The organism is Pseudomonas sp. BIGb0164, assembly GCF_024810135.1.
Lineage (GTDB): Bacteria > Pseudomonadota > Gammaproteobacteria > Pseudomonadales > Pseudomonadaceae > Aquipseudomonas.
The window spans coordinates 396,047-413,871 of record NZ_JANUEA010000004.1 but is presented as its reverse complement, the minus strand read 5'-3'; the positions used below and the strand labels follow the sequence as shown (position 1 = coordinate 413,871).

The following is a 17,825-nucleotide window of genomic DNA, read 5'->3' as shown; positions in this document are numbered from 1 at the left end:
CGAGCAGCGCGGGCGCCGCCGAGTGGTATCTATCTACGCGCGGGAAGGTAGGTGCCGTTTTTTCCATGTGCCGCCATCGCCTGGTTGCTGCGCACGCTGATCATCAACTTGATATCGATCCAGTCAACGCCCTGGTCCTTGAGCTTGGGCAGCTCACGCTCCAGCACCGCGAGGGTTTGGGGGTAGGGGTGGCCGATCATGACGGCTGAACCCTGCTTGTGGGCCAGCTTGATGGCCGTCTGCAGTTGCGTGGTGATCGCTGCTTCCGTGCGTTCGTCATCGAGGAACACATCCCGCGAGACGTGCGCCAGGCCAATCTTCTGTGCCTCGGCGGCGGCGACGGTTTGCGCGCTGGTACGGCTGTCGACAAAGAACTTGTTGCGCCGTTGCAGCTCGGCCATCAACCATGCCATGGCGGCGGGCTGTGCGGTCATGCGGCTGCCCATGTGGTTGTTGATGCCAGCGGTATAGGGCACGGCCTTGAACGCGGCGTCCAGGCGCTTGCCGAGTTCTTCGAGGGGCAGCTCGGGGTGCCAGGCGAACGGGCCGGTTGCCGGGTCCATGGGCATGTGCAGGATCACGATCTTGCCGGCCTTGTGGGCTTCGCGGGCGAATTCGGCGGCGTGGGGTGTGTCGGGCATGATCGCCGTGGTCACCGGCCCAGGCAGGGCCAGCACGCGCCGATCCCGGGGCAGGTTCTGCCCCAGGTCGTCGATGATCAGGGTGAGGTAGGCTTTGTGAGGCTCGCCGGCCGGGGTCGCGTGGGCGACTCCGGCCAGGCTGCACAGCACAGCGATGATCAGGGCAAAACGCATATCAACGGCTGCGGGTGATGCTCAAGCCCTTGAGCAGGCTCAGCGCCTGGGCCAGTTGGTAGTCGTCGTCCTGCGGCATCGGCTTGGCTTTGGTGCCGCTGCCGGTAGGCTGGTCGGCGCCACCGTTGCCATTGCCCAAGTGACCTTGCAGGTCGGCCTCTTTGTAGAACTCGCTGTCGGCCTCGTTGGTGATCTTGGCCTTGCGCACTTCGATGTCCGGAACGATGCCCTGGGCCTGGATCGAGCGACCATTCGGCGTGTAGTACAGCGCCGTGGTGATCTTCAGTGCGCGATCGTTGTTCAGCGGCAATACGGTTTGTACCGAGCCTTTGCCGAAGCTGGTGGTGCCCATCAGCACGCCGCGTTTCTGGTCTTGCAGGGCGCCGGCAACGATTTCCGAAGCCGAGGCGCTGCCGCCGTTGATCAGCACGGCCAGTGGCACGCCTTCGCTGAGGTCATTGCCGGTGGCCGAGAAGCGCAGCTCGGAGTTGGCGATACGGCCCTTGGTGTAGACGATCAGGCCTTTGGTGATGAAGTGGTCGACCACTTCCACCGCTGCCTGCAGTACGCCGCCTGGGTTGTTACGCAGGTCGAGCACGATGCCGTTGAGCTTCTTGCCGTTGTCCTTGCGCAGCTTGGCCAGGGCCTTGGCCACTTCGTCGCCGGTCTTGACCTGGAACTGGGTGATGCGGATGTAGCCGTAGCCCGACTCCAGCAGCTGGCTCTTCACGCTCTTGACCGTGATGGTCGCGCGGGCCAGGGTCACGTCAAACGGGTTGCCGCCGTCGCGCACCAGGGTCAGGGTGATTTTCTGGCCGATCTTGCCGCGCATCTTGTCGACGGCTTCGGTCATGGTCTGGCCACGGGTCGGCTGGCCGTTGATCTTGACGATGAAGTCACCGGCCTGGATGCCAGCCTTGGACGCCGGGGTGTCATCGATCGGCGACACCACCTTGATGTTGCCGTCTTCGGAGCCCACTTCAATGCCCAGGCCGCCGAACTCGCCGCTGGTGCTTTCCTGCAGCTCGGCGAAGTCTTCAGGCCCCAGGTAGGCGGAGTGCGGGTCAAGGTTGCTGAGCATGCCCTTGATGGCATTCTCCAGCAGGGTTTTGTCGTCTACAGGGTCGACATAGGCTGCCTTGATCCGGTCCATGACCTCGGCAAAGGTGCGCAGCTCGTCCAGCGGCAGCGGCGCCTTGGTGGTCGCTGCCGTGGCGGCAGGCGCAGCCGGTGCGGCCTGGTCGGCGAAAGCCAGAGGCGCGCCGATCACGAGGGCGATCGTCAGGGCCAGCGAAGTGAGGCGGGACAAATGCAGCATGTCGAACGAACTCCTAATGTAGATGCGGCCCTATCCTTGGGAACGGCACCATTGTGCAGGATCGCTCGGGCGACCCTGCTGACGAATAGCGAAGTACAGCGCCGGGGTGTCCTGGCCACCACTGTTACCCACAGTGGAGATGGATTCACCGGCTTTTACAACATCACCTGCCGACTTGAGTAAAGTCTGATTGTGGCCGTAAAGGCTCAAATAGCCATTACCGTGGTCAAGAATCACCAACAAACCGGCCCCGCGCAGCCAATCGGCAAACACCACGCGCCCACCGTGCACCGCATGAACCTGGCTGCCGGCAGCGGCGCTGATCATCACGCCGTCCCACTTGGCCCGGGTGTCATCGCCGCGGGTTTCACCAAAGCGTGCCAGTAATCGACCATCAACTGGCCATGGAAGTTTGCCGCGAGCTGAAGCAAAAGGGCCGCCGAAGGACTCGCCGCTGCTGGAAACCAGCGGGCCGGGCGCAGCATGTGCCGGTTTGCGGGGCGCCGGGGCATCCGAATTGGCTGCCAGCTCGGCCTCACGTTGGCGCTTTTTTTCGGCTTCCTGCTGGGCGATCAGCGCTTTTTGCCGCGCTTCTTCGGCCTCGCGTGCCTGGCGGGCCAGGGTTTCTTCGATGGTCTTGAGCACTTTGGCCAGGTCGGCCTGGTCCTGCTCGCGTGCCTGCAGCTTGGCGTCGCGGGCTTTTACGTCGTCGTTCAGCTTGGCCAGGGCCAGCTGGCGTTCCTTACGGACTTTGTCGAGCTGGTCGCGCTGGGTGTCGAGAGCGGTTTTCTGATCCAGCAGTTGCGACTGCTGGTCGGCGATTTCCTGCTCGACGTTGGCCAGTTGGCGCAGGGTTTCGTTGAAACCCTTCAATTGCGCCAGGCGTGCCTTGCTCAGGTAGTCGTAATAGGTGAGGGTGCGGGCGAATTTTTCCGGGTTCTGCTGGTTGAGCAGCAGCTTCAGGTATTCCTGGCGACCGCTCTGGTAGGCGGCGCGGGCCTGGATCGCGATCAGGCGTTGCTGTTCAACGCGTGCGCTCTGGAGTTTTTTTTTCTCAGCGTCGAGTCGCTCCAGTTCCGACTCGCTCTTCTTTAATTCTTTTTGTAGCTCCTGGACCTGCTTCTCGAGCTTGCCCATCTCGGTTTCCGTGCCGCGCAGGTCTTTCTGTACCCCGGATTTCTCTTCCTGGAGCTTGCCGAGCAGCTTTTTGAGCTCGGTAATGTCCTGACGCGTAGCGTCCAACTGTTGTTGGGTTTGTGCGCGCTCGTCGGCAAACGCCGGTTGGAGCAGGCAGACAAGAGCGAGGGTAATCAAGGCGCGAAGCATAGAGGCGGGCGACACCAGGGAAAGGGACGGCCTAGTATGCCCGCCAAGCGCGGCAAAAAAAATGCCCAATTCGGGCTGGGCCGCAAGATAGGTGCTGAGTGGTGGGGGTATGGCAAAAAGACATACTCAAAAGCGCCTCTTGACCTTGTGGGAGCTCGCTTGCTTGCGATGCGGACACCTCGGTGTTTCAGCGATACCGAGTTGATGCTATCGCAGGCAAGCCAGCTCCCACAGGGGCTCGCGGCGCTTGTGAGGGTTAAACCAGGATCGATGTACCGGTCATCTCGGCCGGCTTCTCCAGCCCCATCAGCTTCAGCATGGTCGGCGCCACATCTGCCAGCACACCGCCTTCGCGCACTTTCAGGTCGCGCTTGCCGACATAGATGAACGGTACCGGCTCGGTGGTGTGAGCGGTGTGGGCTTGGCCGGTGGACTCGTCGGACATCTGCTCGCAGTTACCGTGGTCGGCGGTGATCAGCGCTTCGCCGCCGACCTTTTCCAGGGCGTCGACAATACGGCCGACGCACGTGTCCAGGCACTCCACAGCCTTGATCGCGGCGTCCAGATTGCCGCTATGGCCGACCATGTCGCCGTTGGCGTAATTGACCACGATCACGTCATAGCGCTGGTTGTCGATGGCGTCGACGATCTTGTCGGTCACTTCCGGCGCGCTCATTTCTGGCTGCAGGTCGTAGGTGGCGACTTTTGGCGACGGGATCAGGATGCGCTCTTCGCCCGGGAACGGTTCTTCGCGCCCGCCGGAGAAGAAGAAGGTCACGTGGGCGTATTTCTCGGTTTCGGCGATGCGCAGCTGGGTCTTGCCGTTTTTCGCCAGGTAGTCGCCCAGTACGTTTTCCAGGCTGCCCGGGGCAAAAGCCGACGGGGCCGGGATGTTGGCGGCGTATTGGGTGAGCATCACGAACTCGACTTTCGGCTGGCGCGAGCGCTCGAAGTCCTTGAAACCGTCATCGACGAACACATGGCTCAGTTCGCGGGCGCGGTCGGCGCGGAAGTTCATGAACACCACGGCGTCGCCGTCTTCGACCTTCACCGGTTCGCCGATGGTGGTGGCCTTGACGAACTCATCGCTCTCGCCACGGGCGTAGGCGGCTTCCAGGCCTTGCTGGGCGGTGGCGGCGTTGAATTCGGCCTGGCCGTTGACGATCAGGTTGTAGGCCTGGGACACGCGGTCCCAGCGGTTGTCGCGGTCCATGGCGAAGTAGCGGCCGACCAGGCTGGCGATGCGGCCTTTGCCCAGCGCCGCGAACGTGGCGTCCAGCAGTTCGATGGACGATTGCGCGCTTTTTGGCGGCGTGTCACGGCCGTCGAGGAAGGCGTGCAGGTAGATCTTGTCGGCGCCGCGCTTGAAGGCCAGTTCGGCCATGGCGACCAAGTGGTCTTGGTGGCTATGGACGCCGCCGTCGGACAACAGGCCCATGAAGTGCACGGCCTTGCCAGCCGCAACTGCTTTATCTACCGCCGCGCAGATGGTCGGGTTCTCGAAGAACTCGCCGTCGCGGATGGCTTTGGTCACGCGGGTGAAGTCCTGATATACCACTCGTCCGGCGCCGAGGTTCATGTGGCCGACTTCCGAGTTGCCCATCTGGCCGTCGGGCAGGCCCACGTCCATGCCGGAACCGGAGATCAGGCCGTTGGGTACGCTGGCGGTCAGGCGGTCCAGTACCGGCTTGTTGGCCGCGTACACGGCGTTGTCGTGGTGGCTTTCACTGTGTCCGAAGCCATCGAGAATTATCAGGACCAAAGGTTTAGGCGTCGTAGTCATAGATCCTCTCGCGGCGGTAATAAAGGAAGACAATTGAAAAGGGAGTGGCAGTTTAAAGCGAAGTTCCGACGACGTCACCGCTTTACGGGGGTTGGCCCCCCCTGACGGCTGTGTATACTTACCGCCATTTTAACGCCCTGGAACCTCCTTGATGGTTGATCACCTGATTGCATTTGCCACTGCCCACTACCTGCTCGTGGGTGCCTTCGTCATCCTGCTGGCGCTGCTGATCGCTCATGAATTGAGCCGCGGTGGCCGCAGCCTGAGCACGGCGGAGCTGACCGCGCTGGTCAACAAGGATGAGGCCGTTGTCGTGGATATCCGCCCGGCCAAGGAATTCGCCACCGGCCATATCGTCGGTGCCCTGAACATTCCACAGGACAAGCTGATCGCGCGCCTGGCCGAGCTTGAAAAGCACAAGGCCAAGACCATCATCCTGGTCGACGCCCAAGGCCAGCACGCCGGCACCCATGCCCGCGAAATGCTCAAGACCGGTTTCACCGCCGCCAAACTGTCTGGTGGTATCAGCAGCTGGCGCGCCGATAACCTGCCGCTGGTGAAGTGATATGAGCCAGGTTGTCGTGTATTCCAGCGATTGGTGCCCTTACTGCATGCGGGCCAAGGCCCTGCTGGAGAAAAAGGGCGTTGCCTTCGAAGAGATCAAGGTCGACGGCAAACCCCAGGTGCGTGCCGAAATGGCCCAGAGGGCGGGGCGCACGTCTGTGCCGCAGATCTGGATCGGCGCCAAGCACATCGGTGGTTGCGACGACCTGTTCGCCCTGGAGCGCGCCGGTAAACTCGATGCGCTGCTGCTCGTCTGACTCCTAAACCCTAAAAGACCCCAAGATCAAGAAGGATCTGCGATGACTGACCAACAGAACACCGAAGCAGCAGAAGCTCAAGGCCCACAGTTTTCGCTGCAGCGGATCTACGTGCGTGACCTGTCGTTCGAAGCGCCGAAAAGCCCGGCGATCTTCCGCCAGGAATGGACCCCAAGCGTTGCGCTGGACCTGAACACCCGTCAGAAAGCCCTGGAAGGTGACTTCCACGAAGTCGTGCTGACCCTGTCGGTGACCGTCAAGAACGGCGAAGAAGTGGCTTTCATCGCTGAAGTGCAACAGGCCGGTATCTTCCTGATCCAGGGCCTGGACGAAGCGTCCATGAGCCACACCCTGGGCGCGTTCTGCCCGAACATCCTGTTCCCGTATGCCCGTGAGACCCTGGACAGCCTGGTCACCCGTGGCTCGTTCCCTGCGTTGATGCTGGCTCCGGTGAACTTCGATGCCCTGTACGCTCAAGAGCTGCAGCGCATGCAACAGGAAGGTTCGTCGACGGTTCAGTAAGCCGACGATGTAAAAAATGTGGGAGCGGGCTTGCTCGCGAATGCGGTACTTCAGTCGACATCTTCATTGACTGACACACCGCTTTCGCGAGCAAGCCCGCTCCCACATTTGTTATGGGTGTTACTTGAAACCGAGTTGGCGCCAGCCCTCGTAGACGGCAACCGCCACGGTGTTGGACAGGTTCAGGCTGCGGCAGCCCTCGCGCATCGGCAAGCGCAGGCGATGGCCGTCGGGCAGGGCGTCCAGCACCTCGGCCGGCAGGCCACGGCTTTCCGGGCCGAAGAGGAAGGCGTCGCCTTCGGCAAAGCTGACATCATGGAACGGCTGCGAGCCCTTGGTGGTGAACGCGAACAGCCGTGGATTCCCCAGGCTTTCCAGGCAGCTGGCCAGGTCGGCATGGCGCTGGAGGGTGGCGTACTCGTGGTAGTCCAGCCCGGCGCGGCGCAGGCGCTTGTCGTCCATGTCGAAGCCCAGGGGCTCGATCAAATGCAGGTGGCAGCCACTGTTGGCGCACAGCCTGATAACGTTGCCGGTGTTCGGCGGAATTTCTGGTTGAAAAAGGATGACGTGAAACATGCACGGCTCCGAAGGTAAAGATGCGCTGCATTCTACCCCTGAAGACGACCCAAGGCCGAAGCTATTGCCACGAGTGATGGGCTCTTTGGCGATTGTGGGGCTGATGATCGGCTTGATGATCGGCCGCCTGACCACACCCGACCCCGTCGAACTGCAGCAGGTCGAGACGGCGGCGGATGGCGTGGTGGTGTGGTTCAACAGCGAACCCAAGCTGCACGGCGAGCATATCGACGGCACCGTGGCCTTGCTGTTCGACGCCCAGGGCAAGGCGGCCAGCGGGCAGCTCAAGGTCAATGACAAGGATGTGAATTGGCGTACCCGCAAGACCGATGGCGGCCTGCTGCTGAACCTGGTGGCGGCCCGGCCGTTGCGTGGAGCGTGGAAGGGGGAGAAGGTCGATGGCCGCTGGCGGCTGGAGATCCATCTCCAAGAGCAATAAAAGAGGGAATCCCCGGCCTGCCTGTACCAAGGTCCCCGAAACGGGCTGGGGCTATGGGCGCTGTGCCACATAAGCCCCGGGTGTAAAGAAGGGAGTTCCCGGCCTGCCTGTACCAGGGCTCCCAAAACGGGGTGAAGCCTTCAAGGCTTCGGTGTTAAAGAGGGAATCCCCGGCCTGCCTGTACCGAGGTTCCCCAAAGCGGTGTGGAGCGCGACGCGGTTCGCATCAAGCACCCCGGGTGTAAAGAGGGGATTCTCGGCCTGCCTGTACCAAGGTCCCCGAAACTGGGTTGTACAAGGGTTATTGCAGGGCGCGTGCCAGAGTGGCCGAGCTGTGCCAAAAAAATTCTACAGAAAGCGCAAAGCCCCGGAATACGGGGCTTTGGTGTTTTTGGATTTCAGGAATTTTTCCGCATCGCGGGACTTTCAGGTAGTGGATCCGTGCCCGATGCTAGTTCATGGTGCATTGAAGCGGTGCACGGTCATGGCGCCCTGTGCAGATCCAAATGTGGGAGCGGGCTTGCTCGCGAATGCGGTATATCAGGCACAGATGTTCTGTCTGAGCCACCGCATTCGCGAGCAAGCCCGCTCCCACATTACATTTCCAGCAATTCAGAAATTGGGGTCAGGCTTCATCGCCCTCGTCATCATCCCCACCATCAACCTTCATCCCCAATTCCTTGATCTTGCGCGTCAAGGTGTTGCGGCCCCAGCCCAGCAGCACGGCGGCGTCGCGGCGGCGACCTGCGGTGTGTTTGAGCGCGGTCTCGATCATGATCCGCTCGAACGCCGGTACGGCGCTGTCCAGCAGATTCGATTGGCCGCGTGCCAGGGCCTGGTCGGCCCATTGGCGCAGGGCCTGCTCCCAGTTGGTCACCGGTGCCGAATCCTGCGGCAGGCTCAGCAGCTCGGGCGGCAGGTCACTGATGTGCACTTCGCGCCCGGACGCCATCACCGTGATCCAGCGGCAGGTGTTCTCCAGCTGGCGCACGTTGCCGGGCCATGGCAGGTTCTTCAGGTACTCCTCGGTCTCGCTTTTCAGCAGCTTCGGCTCCACGGCCAGCTCTTGGGCGGCGCGGCTGAGGAAGTGGCGGGCGAGGGTCGGGATGTCTTCGCGACGGTCCGACATACGCGGAATATGGATGCGGATCACATTAAGGCGGTGGAACAAGTCCTCGCGGAACTTGCCGGCGTGCACCAGGGTTTCCAGGTTCTGGTGGGTCGCGGCGATGATGCGCACGTCCACCTTGACCGGTGTGTGCCCGCCCACGCGATAGAACTCGCCGTCAGCCAGTACACGCAGCAGGCGCGTCTGAGTGTCGGCTGGCATGTCGCCGATTTCATCGAGGAACAAGGTGCCGCCGTCGGCCTGCTCAAAACGCCCACGGCGCAGGTTGGCCGCACCGGTGAAGGCGCCTTTTTCATGGCCGAACAGCTCGGACTCCATCAAGTCCTTGGGAATTGCCGCCATGTTCAGCGCGATAAACGGCGAGGCCGCCCGTGGGCTGTGGCGATGCAGGGCGTGGGCCACCAGCTCTTTACCGGTGCCCGACTCGCCGTTGATCAGCACGGTGATGTTGGAGTGGCTCAAACGCCCGATGGCGCGAAACACTTCCTGCATCGCCGGCGCTTCGCCGATGATTTCCGGGGTGCGGGTCAGGGTCGGCGGCGCTTCCTGGTTCTGCTGTTCCTGGGCGTGCTGGTTGGCGCGTTTGACCAGTGCCACCGCTTCGTCCACGTCGAACGGCTTGGGCAGGTATTCAAAGGCGCCACCCTGGTAGGATGCGACAGCGCTGTCCAGGTCCGAGTGCGCGGTCATGATGATCACCGGCAAGCGTGGGTGCTGCTCGCGGATGCGCGCCAGCAAGTCCAGGCCACTGGCGCCGGGCATGCGGATATCGGAGATGATCACATCCGGTTGCTGACGCGCCAGGCGGCTCATCACCCCATCGGCGCTGTCGAAGCTCTGGGTGGTCATGCCTTCCTGTTGCAAGGCTTTCTCGAGGACCCAGCGGATAGAACGGTCGTCATCGACGATCCAGACAGTTTCACTACGGCTCATGTCGATGGGGCTCCTTGTTCCAGAGGCAGAAAGATCGAGAAGGTGGTGTGGCCAGGATGGCTCTCACATTCGATCAGACCCTGGTGCTGGCTGATGATGTTCTGGGTAATGGCCAGGCCCAGCCCGGTGCCATCCGGGCGGCCGCTGACCATGGGAAAGAAGATGGTTTCCTGAAGTTCCGCAGGAATGCCCGGACCGTTGTCGATGATCTCGACCTTGGTCACCAGGCGATGGCGTACATGGCCGATGGTGAACTGGCGCAGGGCGCGGGTGCGCAGGCTGATGCGGCCCAGGCGCAGCTCGTTCTGGCTGCTGATGGCCTGCATGGCGTTGCGCACGATGTTGAGCACCGCCTGGATCATCTGTTCGCGGTCGATCAAGACATCGGGAATGCTCGGGTCATAGTCGCGCACCAAGGTGATGCAGCCCTGGCTTTCGGCCTCCACCAACTGGCAGACGCGTTCGAGCACTTCGTGCACGTTGGTCATCGCCAGCGACGGCAACTTGTTGGAACCGAGCATGCGGTCCACTAGGTTACGCAGGCGGTCGGCTTCCTCGATGATGACGTTGGTGTAGTCCTTGAGATTCTCGTCGGGCAGCTCGCGGGCCAGCAATTGCGCCGCGCCACGGATGCCTCCCAGCGGGTTCTTGATTTCATGGGCCAGGCCGCGCACCAGCATCTTGCTGGTCTCCTGCTTGGACAGCTGCGCTTCCTCCTTGGTGATGCGCAGTAGGCGGTCGCGGGGGTGCACTTCCAGCAGCAGCAGGGTGGCGCCGTTGCTCAGGATGGGGGTCACGGCGTAGTCGACGGTCAACGTCTGGCCGGTAAGGGCCGTGAGCATCGCCTCGCGCTTGGTGAACGGGTGTGCCTGCTCCACCGCCTGGCGCAGCGAGCTCAAGGCCTCGGCCGACTCGGTGAACAATTCGCTGATGAACTGCCCATGGCTGCGCTGGCCGCTGATGGCCAGGAGCATCTCCGCCGCCGGGTTCATGTACTCAAGACGCAGGTCGTCATTGAGCAGGATGGTCGCCGTGGTCAGGTTGTCGAGTAGCAAACGGTGCAGTGCATCGCTGATGGTCATCAGGACCTCTTTTGGAGCAAGGCGCGGGCTTCGGGCACACGCTGATACAAGGAAAATGCAAAAACCAAACCAAGGCTCCGAAAAGAAGCGCGAAACCCCTGAAATGGGGGTTTTAGGCGCGAAACTGTGGCGTTCTGCCAGCTTGCTCGGGAAGTTTCGAACCAAAATGGGCTGAGTCGATGGGAAGGGTGCAGCCTATCGCACCAATATAGTGCGGTTTTGTGAAGGTTGTTCAGGAAGCACCTGAATGAGCGCAATTCAAATGTGGGAGCGGGCTTGCTCGCGAATACGGTACTTCAGTCGACATCTTCATTGACTGATGCGCCGCTTTCGCGAGCAAGCCCGCTCCCACAGGTTTGATGGGATTTGCAGGCTCTAGCCTTTGTGGATGCACAGCTCGGCGGTGGCGCGGATCATCGCCAGTTGTTGCATGGGCTCGTTCAGCGGTTCGTGGACGGCCTGCGCCAGCCACTGCGGGCACTGAGGGTCGGTGCGTTGCGGGGTGAAGTCCGCCAATTGCTGGAGCAGGCGTTTTTGCAGTTCGTCGAGGCGGGGGCGAATCTGCTTCACCAAGTCCGGGCGTGGGTCGTCGGGCGCCTTGCCCTGGAACTGCCAGTCGGACAGCAGGGTGTACTGCACCAGTTTGTTGGCTTCGATCTGCGCCGAGAAAAACTGCTCGGCGGCAGCAGGGCTCAGTTTGTAGCTCGGTGCCTGGGTGGCAGCACTGGCGATCACCTCTTGTTCGCGCGTCTTGTCCTCCACGGGCTTGTGGCTGTCCCATTTGCTCAGGGCGACCTGTTCGGCGATCTGCAGGCGTTCGGCGATGCTGTTGAGCAGGGGGTCGAGCGTGGGTGGCGCAGCGTGGGCGCTGGCACTGGCAAATAGCAGGGCAAATAAGAGTCGACGTTTCAACGGTGATCTCCTGATGGGAGGGCGCCAGCCCTCTTTTATAGTGTTCAAAAAGCCTGGGCAAAAAAAAGACCTCCCGAAGGAGGCCTTTCTTGTCACGCTACGTCAAGTAGCGCTACTGGATTAGCAGCTGTAGTACAGCTCGTATTCCAGTGGGTGTACGAAGGTGCGTACTTTGATTTCTTCTTCGCTTTTCAGCTCGATGTAGGCATCGATGAAGTCGTCGCTGAATACGCCGCCTTTGGTCAGGAACGCACGGCCCTTGTCCAGCTCTTCCAGGGCTTCTTTCAGGCTGCCGCACACTTGTGGGATCTCTTTGGCCTCTTCAGGCGGCAGGTCGTACAAGTTTTTGTCGGCGGCATCGCCAGGGTGGATCTTGTTCTGGATACCGTCCAGACCCGCCATTACCAGGGCAGCGAAGGCCAGGTATGGGTTGGCTGCTGGATCCGGGAAGCGGGCTTCGATACGGCGAGCGCGAGGGCTGGACACGTAAGGAATACGGATCGAGGCGGAGCGGTTACGCGCCGAGTAGGCCAGCATTACCGGTGCTTCGAAACCTGGGACCAGACGCTTGTAGGAGTTGGTCGACGGGTTGGTGAAGCCGTTCAGGGCCTTACCGTGCTTGATGATACCGCCGATGAAGTACAGGGCAGTGTCGGACAGGCCGGCATAACCTTCGCCAGCGAAGGTGTTTTTGCCTTCTTTAGCGATGGACAGGTGAACGTGCATACCCGAACCGTTATCGCCGTACAGAGGCTTAGGCATGAAGGTAGCGGTACGGCCGTAGGCATCAGCCACGTTGTGTACGCAGTACTTCAGGGTCTGAACTTCGTCAGCCTTGGCAACCAGGGTGTTGAACTTCACGCCGATTTCGTTCTGGCCGGCAGTCGCCACTTCGTGGTGGTGAACTTCGATGACCAGGCCCATTTCTTCCATGGCGTTGCACATGGAGGTACGGATTTCGTGGTCGTGGTCGAACGGCGGAACTGGGAAGTAGCCACCTTTGATACCTGGACGGTGGCCTTTGTTGCCGCCTTCCACGTCCTGGTCGGACATCCACGAACCTTGTTCGGAGAAGATCTTGAACATGGAGCCGGAGATGTCGGACTTGAACTTGACCGAATCAAAGATGAAGAATTCTGGCTCTGGGCCTACGAATACAGTGTCGCCGATACCGGTCGACTTCAGGTATTCCTCGGCACGCTTGGCGATCGCACGTGGGTCGCGGTCGTAGCCTTGCATGGTCGAAGGCTCGATCACGTCGCAGACGATGATCAGGGTTGGGTCTTCGGTGAACGGGTCGAGCACGGCAGTGCTGTCGTCCGGCATCAGGATCATGTCGGAAGCTTCGATGCCTTTCCAGCCAGCGATGGAGGAGCCGTCGAACATTTTGCCTTCTTCGAAGAAAGCATCATCCAGCGCGTCGCGAGCCGGCATGGTCACGTGGTGCTGAGTACCTTTGGTGTCCGTGAAGCGCAGATCAATCCATTTAACGTCATGATCTTTGATGAGTTGAACCGACTTCGACATGGTGTCCTCCGGGTGGCTTCGGGCTGGGTAGTGGAGTTAGCCCTTAGAATGTGGGTGATGCCGGCGCGGATACTCCGCCAAGGCAACCTGCCTCACAAGGGAGCAAATTGCATGCCAGTGCGCCAACATGGCCTTTTTGCCTCGAAATGGCCCCTATAACGGTGCAATCCGCTGAAACGGAAAAAATAACGCACTGCAATGTAGCGTTAATTCGTGAAAATGACCTGTTTTGGTGCGCTCAACCTGTTGTGCATATTAACTGGTTAAACCTTGAGCGATTTCCGCTATAATCCGCGCCCCCCTTTTTCAGCAGGCCCGGCGCGCGCTGTTTCCATGAAATTAATCGTTAAAGTCTTCCCCGAGATCACCATCAAGAGCCGACCGGTACGGACGCGTTTCATCCGCCAATTGGCCAAGAACATCCGTGCCGTGCTCCGAGACCTGGACCCGGCTGTGGTGGTGAACGGTGTGTGGGACAACCTCGAGCTGGAAACCCGCATTACCGACGCCAAAGCCTTGAAGGACATGGCCGAGCGCCTGAGCTGCATGCCGGGCATCGCGCATTTCCTGCAGGTGGATGAGTACGCGCTGGGCGACTTCGACGACATCACCGAGAAGTGCAAGCAGCACTACGGTGACTCGCTGACCGGCAAGATCTTTTCGGTGCGCTGCAAGCGCGCCGGCAAGCACCCGTTCAGCTCCATGGACGTCGAAAAATACGTCGGCAGCAAGCTGCGTCGCGAGTGCGGCGCGGCAGGAATCTCGCTGAAAACGCCGGAAATCGAAGTCCGTATCGAAATTCGCGACCAACGGTTGTTTGTGATCCACAGCCAGCACAACAGCATCGGCGGCTACCCGCTGGGCGCCCTGGAACAGACCCTGGTACTCATGTCCGGCGGTTTCGATTCCACTGTGGCGGCCTACCAGATCATGCGCCGTGGCCTGATGAGCCACTTCTGCTTCTTTAACCTGGGCGGGCGTGCACACGAATTGGGCGTGATGGAAGTTGCGCACTTTATCTGGAAGAAATACGGCAGCTCCCAACGCGTGCTATTTGTGAGCGTACCGTTCGAGGAAGTGCTGGGAGAAATTCTCGGTAAAGTCGATAACGGTCATATGGGCGTAGTATTGAAGCGTATGATGTTGCGCGCGGCGTCGAGCATTGCCGATCGCCTGCACATCGATGCGCTGGTGACCGGTGAAGCGATCTCCCAGGTGTCCAGCCAGACGCTGCCCAACCTGTCGATCATCGATTGCGTCACCGAGAAGCTGGTCTTGCGCCCGCTGATCGCCAGCCACAAGCAGGACATCATCGACCTGGCAGAAGAAATCGGCACCGCCGACTTTGCCAAGCACATGCCTGAGTACTGCGGGGTCATTTCGGTGAACCCCAAGACCCACGCCAAGCGTTACCGCGTGGAGCATGAAGAGAAAGAATTCGACATGGCGATCCTGGAGCGTGCGCTCGAGAACGCCAAGCTGGTCCCGATCGATCGCGTGATCGACGAGTTGGGCCAGGATGTGAAGATCGAAGAAGTCAGCGAAGCCCTGGCCGGCCAGATCGTCATCGACATCCGTCACCCGGATGCCGCTGAAGATGAGCCACTGGAAATCGCTGGCATCGACGTGCAAACGCTGCCGTTCTACGCACTGAACGCGCGTTTCAAGGAACTGGATAACAGCCGTCAGTACCTGCTGTATTGCGACAAAGGCGTGATGAGTCGCCTGCATGCCCACCATTTGCTCAGTGAGGGGCATGCCAATGTGCGCGTTTATCGACCGAGCTAAGAGCCCGGGGCTGTTTGCCTGTGGCCTGCGTCACCGGCCCCCCGACTCTGCCGTCAAGCTGTAACGGCAAGGCCTGACTCTACTGTTAATCGCTGCCACGACCTGTCAGCACACCGAATCCTCTGATCGAGATACACAAGTGATCGAAAATCTACGTAACATCGCCATCATTGCTCACGTTGACCATGGTAAAACCACCCTGGTAGACAAACTCCTGCGTCAATCCGGCACCCTGGAGCGCAACGAGCTCAACGACGAGCGCGTGATGGACTCCAACGACCAGGAAAAAGAGCGCGGTATTACCATCCTGGCAAAAAACACCGCTATCAACTGGAACGGCTACCACATCAACATCGTGGACACCCCGGGCCACGCCGACTTCGGCGGCGAAGTAGAGCGCGTCATGTCGATGGTTGACTCCGTTCTGCTGCTGGTTGATGCCCAAGACGGCCCTATGCCGCAAACCCGTTTCGTGACCAAGAAGGCGTTCGAAGCCGGCCTGCGTCCGATCGTGTGCATCAACAAGGTTGACCGTCCAGGCGCGCGTCCGGACTGGGTTCTGGACCAGATCTTCGACCTGTTCGACAACCTGGGTGCCACCGAAGAACAGCTGGACTTCAAAGTTGTCTACGCCTCGGCCCTGAACGGCATTGCCGGTCTGGACCACAACGACATGGCTGAAGACATGACCCCGCTGTACCAGTCGATCGTCGACAACGTGCCAGCACCGGCTGTTGACCGTGACGGCGCGTTCCAGATGCAGATCTCCGCTCTGGACTACAACAGCTTCCTGGGTGTTATCGGCGTTGGCCGTATCGCTCGTGGTCGCGTTAAGCCGAACACCCCGGTTGTCGCTATCGGTGCCGACGGCAAGAAGCGCAACGGTCGTATCCTGAAGCTGATGGGTCACCACGGTCTGCACCGTGTAGACGTTGAAGAAGCAGCTGCTGGCGACATCGTGTGCATCAGCGGTATGGACTCGCTGTTCATCTCCGACACCCTGTGCCACCCGGACACCGTCGAGGCGATGAAGCCTCTGACCGTCGACGAGCCAACCGTTTCCATGACCTTCCAGGTAAACGACTCGCCTTTCTGCGGTAAAGAAGGCAAGTTCGTGACCTCCCGTAACATCAAGGAGCGTCTGGACAAAGAGCTGCTGTACAACGTTGCTCTGCGCGTTGAAGAAGGCGACTCGGCTGACAAGTTCAAGGTTTCCGGCCGTGGTGAGCTGCACCTCTCGGTACTGATCGAAACCATGCGTCGCGAAGGCTTCGAAATGGGCGTTGGTCGTCCAGAAGTGATCATCCGTCAAGTTGACGGCGTGAAGCAGGAACCGTTCGAAAACGTCACCATCGACACCCCGGAAGAATCCCAGGGTAAGGTGATGGAAGAGATGGGTCTGCGTAAAGGCGACCTGACCAACATGGTGCCGGATGGCAAAGGCCGTGTACGTCTGGAATACAACATCCCTGCTCGTGGTCTGATCGGTTTCCGTAACCAGTTCCTGACCCTGACCAACGGTGCTGGCATCCTGACCTCGATCTTCGATCGCTACGACACCATGAAGTCCGGCGACATGTCCGGCCGTCAGAACGGTGTTCTGGTATCGGTAGAAACCGGCAAGGCACTGACCTACTCCCTGGAAACCCTCCAGGCGCGTGGCAAGCTGTTCGTTGAACACGGTCAAGAGATCTACAACGGCCAGATCGTTGGTCTGAACAGCCGTGACAACGACATGGGCGTCAACCCAACCAAAGGCAAGAAGCTCGACAACATGCGTGCTTCGGGTAAAGACGAAACCATCGCTCTGGTTCCACCTGTTCGCTTCACCCTGGAACAGGCTCTGGAATTCATCCAGGACGACGAGCTGTGCGAAGTGACGCCTAAGTCGATCCGCCTGCGTAAGAAGATCCTGGACGAAGGCGAGCGTACCCGCGCTGCCAAGAAAGCCAAGAACTGAGTTAACTCAGGCTGAATGAAAAACGCCCCCGGTCGAAAGGCCGGGGGCGTTTTTTTTATACCTGGATTCTGTGCGCCGCGGGCTCTTGTAGGGAGCGGGCTTGCCCCGCGCTGGGTGGCGAAGCCGCCCTAAATCCAGACACCTCGGTGTTTCAGTCAGACCGAGGCGCATGGTCTTGGGGCGGCTTCGCCACCCAGCGCGGGGCAAGCCCGCTCACTACAGGTTTGGCTTTGGATCAGAATTTATCGAGTGTGCGCAAATTGGTCTCGCGCACCACTTCCTTCGGCTTGTACGCGCAATACCCCGGGCGTGGCCCGATTTTCGGGTGGTTGCGGCATGTGTCCGGGCGCTTGTCATAAATAGTGCAGAAGCGCGTCTTACGATCCAGATACAGGCAATCGTTGTTGCTCATGCGCTGCAGGGTAAAGATCTCGGACTTGGAATTGAAACGCTCGACGATGCCTTCCTTCTGCAAACGCTTGGCGATGTTCTTCGGTGGGTCACCACGCTCGAACTCATCGACGATGCCAATGCGGATCAGGTCTTTGATCTTCACTTCCACCGGCAGCGTGCAGCAGCTGGACACGCAGCCCCCACACATGTGGGCGGAGTATTTCTGCCAAGTCTCGAGACGGTCGAGTTCCGCGGCGGCGATCAGTTGAGGCTTCATCAGGGTTCCAAGGTGGGGCGTTATCCGGGCGCGCGATCATACCGGGATTGGTGGTTTTTTGAACAATATTTTGCGGATTTCCGCTGCAAGGCGGCGTGAACGGTGATCGGGCACGAGCCCTGCATCTAAAACCCCAAAGGTAAATGCGTTAAAAAAGTGCCGAACCAGAGCGTCTACCGTCTGTCAGACCGACTAGGCTCTAGCCACTCCTTCTATCTCGCCCGA

Annotated in this window: 16 protein-coding genes; 6 read left to right on the top strand and 10 right to left on the bottom strand. The window is 60.3% G+C overall.

Translation table 11 applies throughout. From position 1 onward, the window contains the following. Positions 1-29 precede the first annotated feature (29 nt). The 4 genes from M2394_RS13195 to gpmI all read right to left on the bottom strand — a co-directional run bounded on the left by M2394_RS13195 (position 30) and on the right by gpmI (position 5,242). The gene (locus M2394_RS13195) at positions 30-815 is read right to left on the bottom strand and encodes a divergent polysaccharide deacetylase family protein (RefSeq protein ID WP_259172762.1); all 786 of its coding nucleotides are present in this window, start codon (positions 813-815) and stop codon (positions 30-32) included. Position 816: 1 nt separating this feature from the next. Beyond that, positions 817-2,133 (bottom strand): S41 family peptidase, encoded by a 1,317-nt coding sequence (locus M2394_RS13190; protein ID WP_178918546.1) that lies wholly within the window; start codon positions 2,131-2,133, stop codon positions 817-819. Positions 2,134-2,163: 30 nt separating this feature from the next. Then, complete coding sequence (locus M2394_RS13185) at positions 2,164-3,459, bottom strand: murein hydrolase activator EnvC (RefSeq protein WP_178918547.1); 1,296 nt, start codon at positions 3,457-3,459, stop codon at positions 2,164-2,166. 256 nt (positions 3,460-3,715) lie between these two features. Continuing rightward, entirely contained in the window at positions 3,716-5,242 is a 1,527-nt protein-coding gene (gene gpmI / locus M2394_RS13180) for a 2,3-bisphosphoglycerate-independent phosphoglycerate mutase (protein ID WP_178918548.1), read from the bottom strand. 151 nt (positions 5,243-5,393) lie between these two features. On the opposite strand from gpmI, the gene M2394_RS13175 reads away from it, so the two are divergent. The 3 genes from M2394_RS13175 to secB are packed head-to-tail and all read left to right on the top strand — an operon-like array spanning position 5,394 to position 6,585. Beyond that, a complete protein-coding gene (locus M2394_RS13175) occupies positions 5,394-5,807 on the top strand; it encodes a rhodanese-like domain-containing protein (RefSeq protein ID WP_176997282.1) in 414 nt (137 codons plus the stop codon). Between the two features lies 1 nt (position 5,808). Then, positions 5,809-6,063: a glutaredoxin 3 gene (gene grxC / locus M2394_RS13170; RefSeq protein ID WP_259172761.1), complete on the top strand. Its 255-nt coding sequence runs from the start codon at positions 5,809-5,811 to the stop codon at positions 6,061-6,063. Between the two features lie 42 nt (positions 6,064-6,105). Further along, on the top strand, positions 6,106-6,585 hold the full coding sequence (secB, locus tag M2394_RS13165) for a protein-export chaperone SecB (protein ID WP_012721755.1): 480 nt from the start codon (positions 6,106-6,108) through the stop codon (positions 6,583-6,585). A gap of 120 nt (positions 6,586-6,705) precedes the next feature. Here the strand turns inward: secB and M2394_RS13160 are convergent, their stop codons facing one another. Continuing rightward, positions 6,706-7,161: a tRNA (cytidine(34)-2'-O)-methyltransferase gene (locus M2394_RS13160; protein WP_259172760.1), complete on the bottom strand. Its 456-nt coding sequence runs from the start codon at positions 7,159-7,161 to the stop codon at positions 6,706-6,708. Here M2394_RS13160 and M2394_RS13155 point away from each other — a divergent pair. Further along, positions 7,160-7,600, top strand: coding sequence for a hypothetical protein (locus M2394_RS13155; RefSeq protein ID WP_178918549.1), 441 nt, complete (start codon positions 7,160-7,162; stop codon positions 7,598-7,600). The two genes, M2394_RS13160 and M2394_RS13155, sit on opposite strands and share 2 nt — an antisense overlap. Positions 7,601-8,224: 624 nt before the next feature. Here M2394_RS13155 and ntrC read toward each other — a convergent pair. From ntrC to glnA, 4 genes are all read right to left on the bottom strand, one after another. Then, on the bottom strand, positions 8,225-9,661 hold the full coding sequence (gene ntrC / locus M2394_RS13150; RefSeq protein WP_017529547.1) for a nitrogen regulation protein NR(I): 1,437 nt from the start codon (positions 9,659-9,661) through the stop codon (positions 8,225-8,227). Next, positions 9,658-10,743, bottom strand: coding sequence for a nitrogen regulation protein NR(II) (gene glnL, locus M2394_RS13145; protein ID WP_016979130.1), 1,086 nt, complete (start codon positions 10,741-10,743; stop codon positions 9,658-9,660). The genes ntrC and glnL overlap by 4 nt, the downstream gene beginning before the upstream one ends. A 375-nt stretch (positions 10,744-11,118) precedes the next feature. Next, positions 11,119-11,655: a chorismate mutase gene (locus M2394_RS13140; RefSeq protein WP_178918550.1), complete on the bottom strand. Its 537-nt coding sequence runs from the start codon at positions 11,653-11,655 to the stop codon at positions 11,119-11,121. A 120-nt stretch (positions 11,656-11,775) separates the two neighbouring features. Then, a complete protein-coding gene (gene glnA, locus M2394_RS13135) occupies positions 11,776-13,182 on the bottom strand; it encodes a glutamate--ammonia ligase (RefSeq protein WP_024072899.1) in 1,407 nt (468 codons plus the stop codon). Positions 13,183-13,515: 333 nt separating this feature from the next. On the opposite strand from glnA, the gene thiI reads away from it, so the two are divergent. Both thiI and typA read left to right on the top strand, forming a co-directional pair. Continuing rightward, on the top strand, positions 13,516-14,970 hold the full coding sequence (thiI, locus tag M2394_RS13130) for a tRNA uracil 4-sulfurtransferase ThiI (protein ID WP_259172758.1): 1,455 nt from the start codon (positions 13,516-13,518) through the stop codon (positions 14,968-14,970). A gap of 139 nt (positions 14,971-15,109) precedes the next feature. Beyond that, positions 15,110-16,930 (top strand): translational GTPase TypA, encoded by a 1,821-nt coding sequence (typA, locus tag M2394_RS13125; RefSeq protein ID WP_135289133.1) that lies wholly within the window; start codon positions 15,110-15,112, stop codon positions 16,928-16,930. Positions 16,931-17,165: 235 nt separating this feature from the next. Here the strand turns inward: typA and M2394_RS13120 are convergent, their stop codons facing one another. Next, positions 17,166-17,600 carry a YkgJ family cysteine cluster protein gene (locus M2394_RS13120; protein WP_176997275.1) on the bottom strand — a complete coding sequence of 145 codons (435 nt, stop codon included), beginning with the start codon at positions 17,598-17,600 and terminating at the stop codon, positions 17,166-17,168. Between the last annotated feature and the right edge of the window lie 225 nt (positions 17,601-17,825).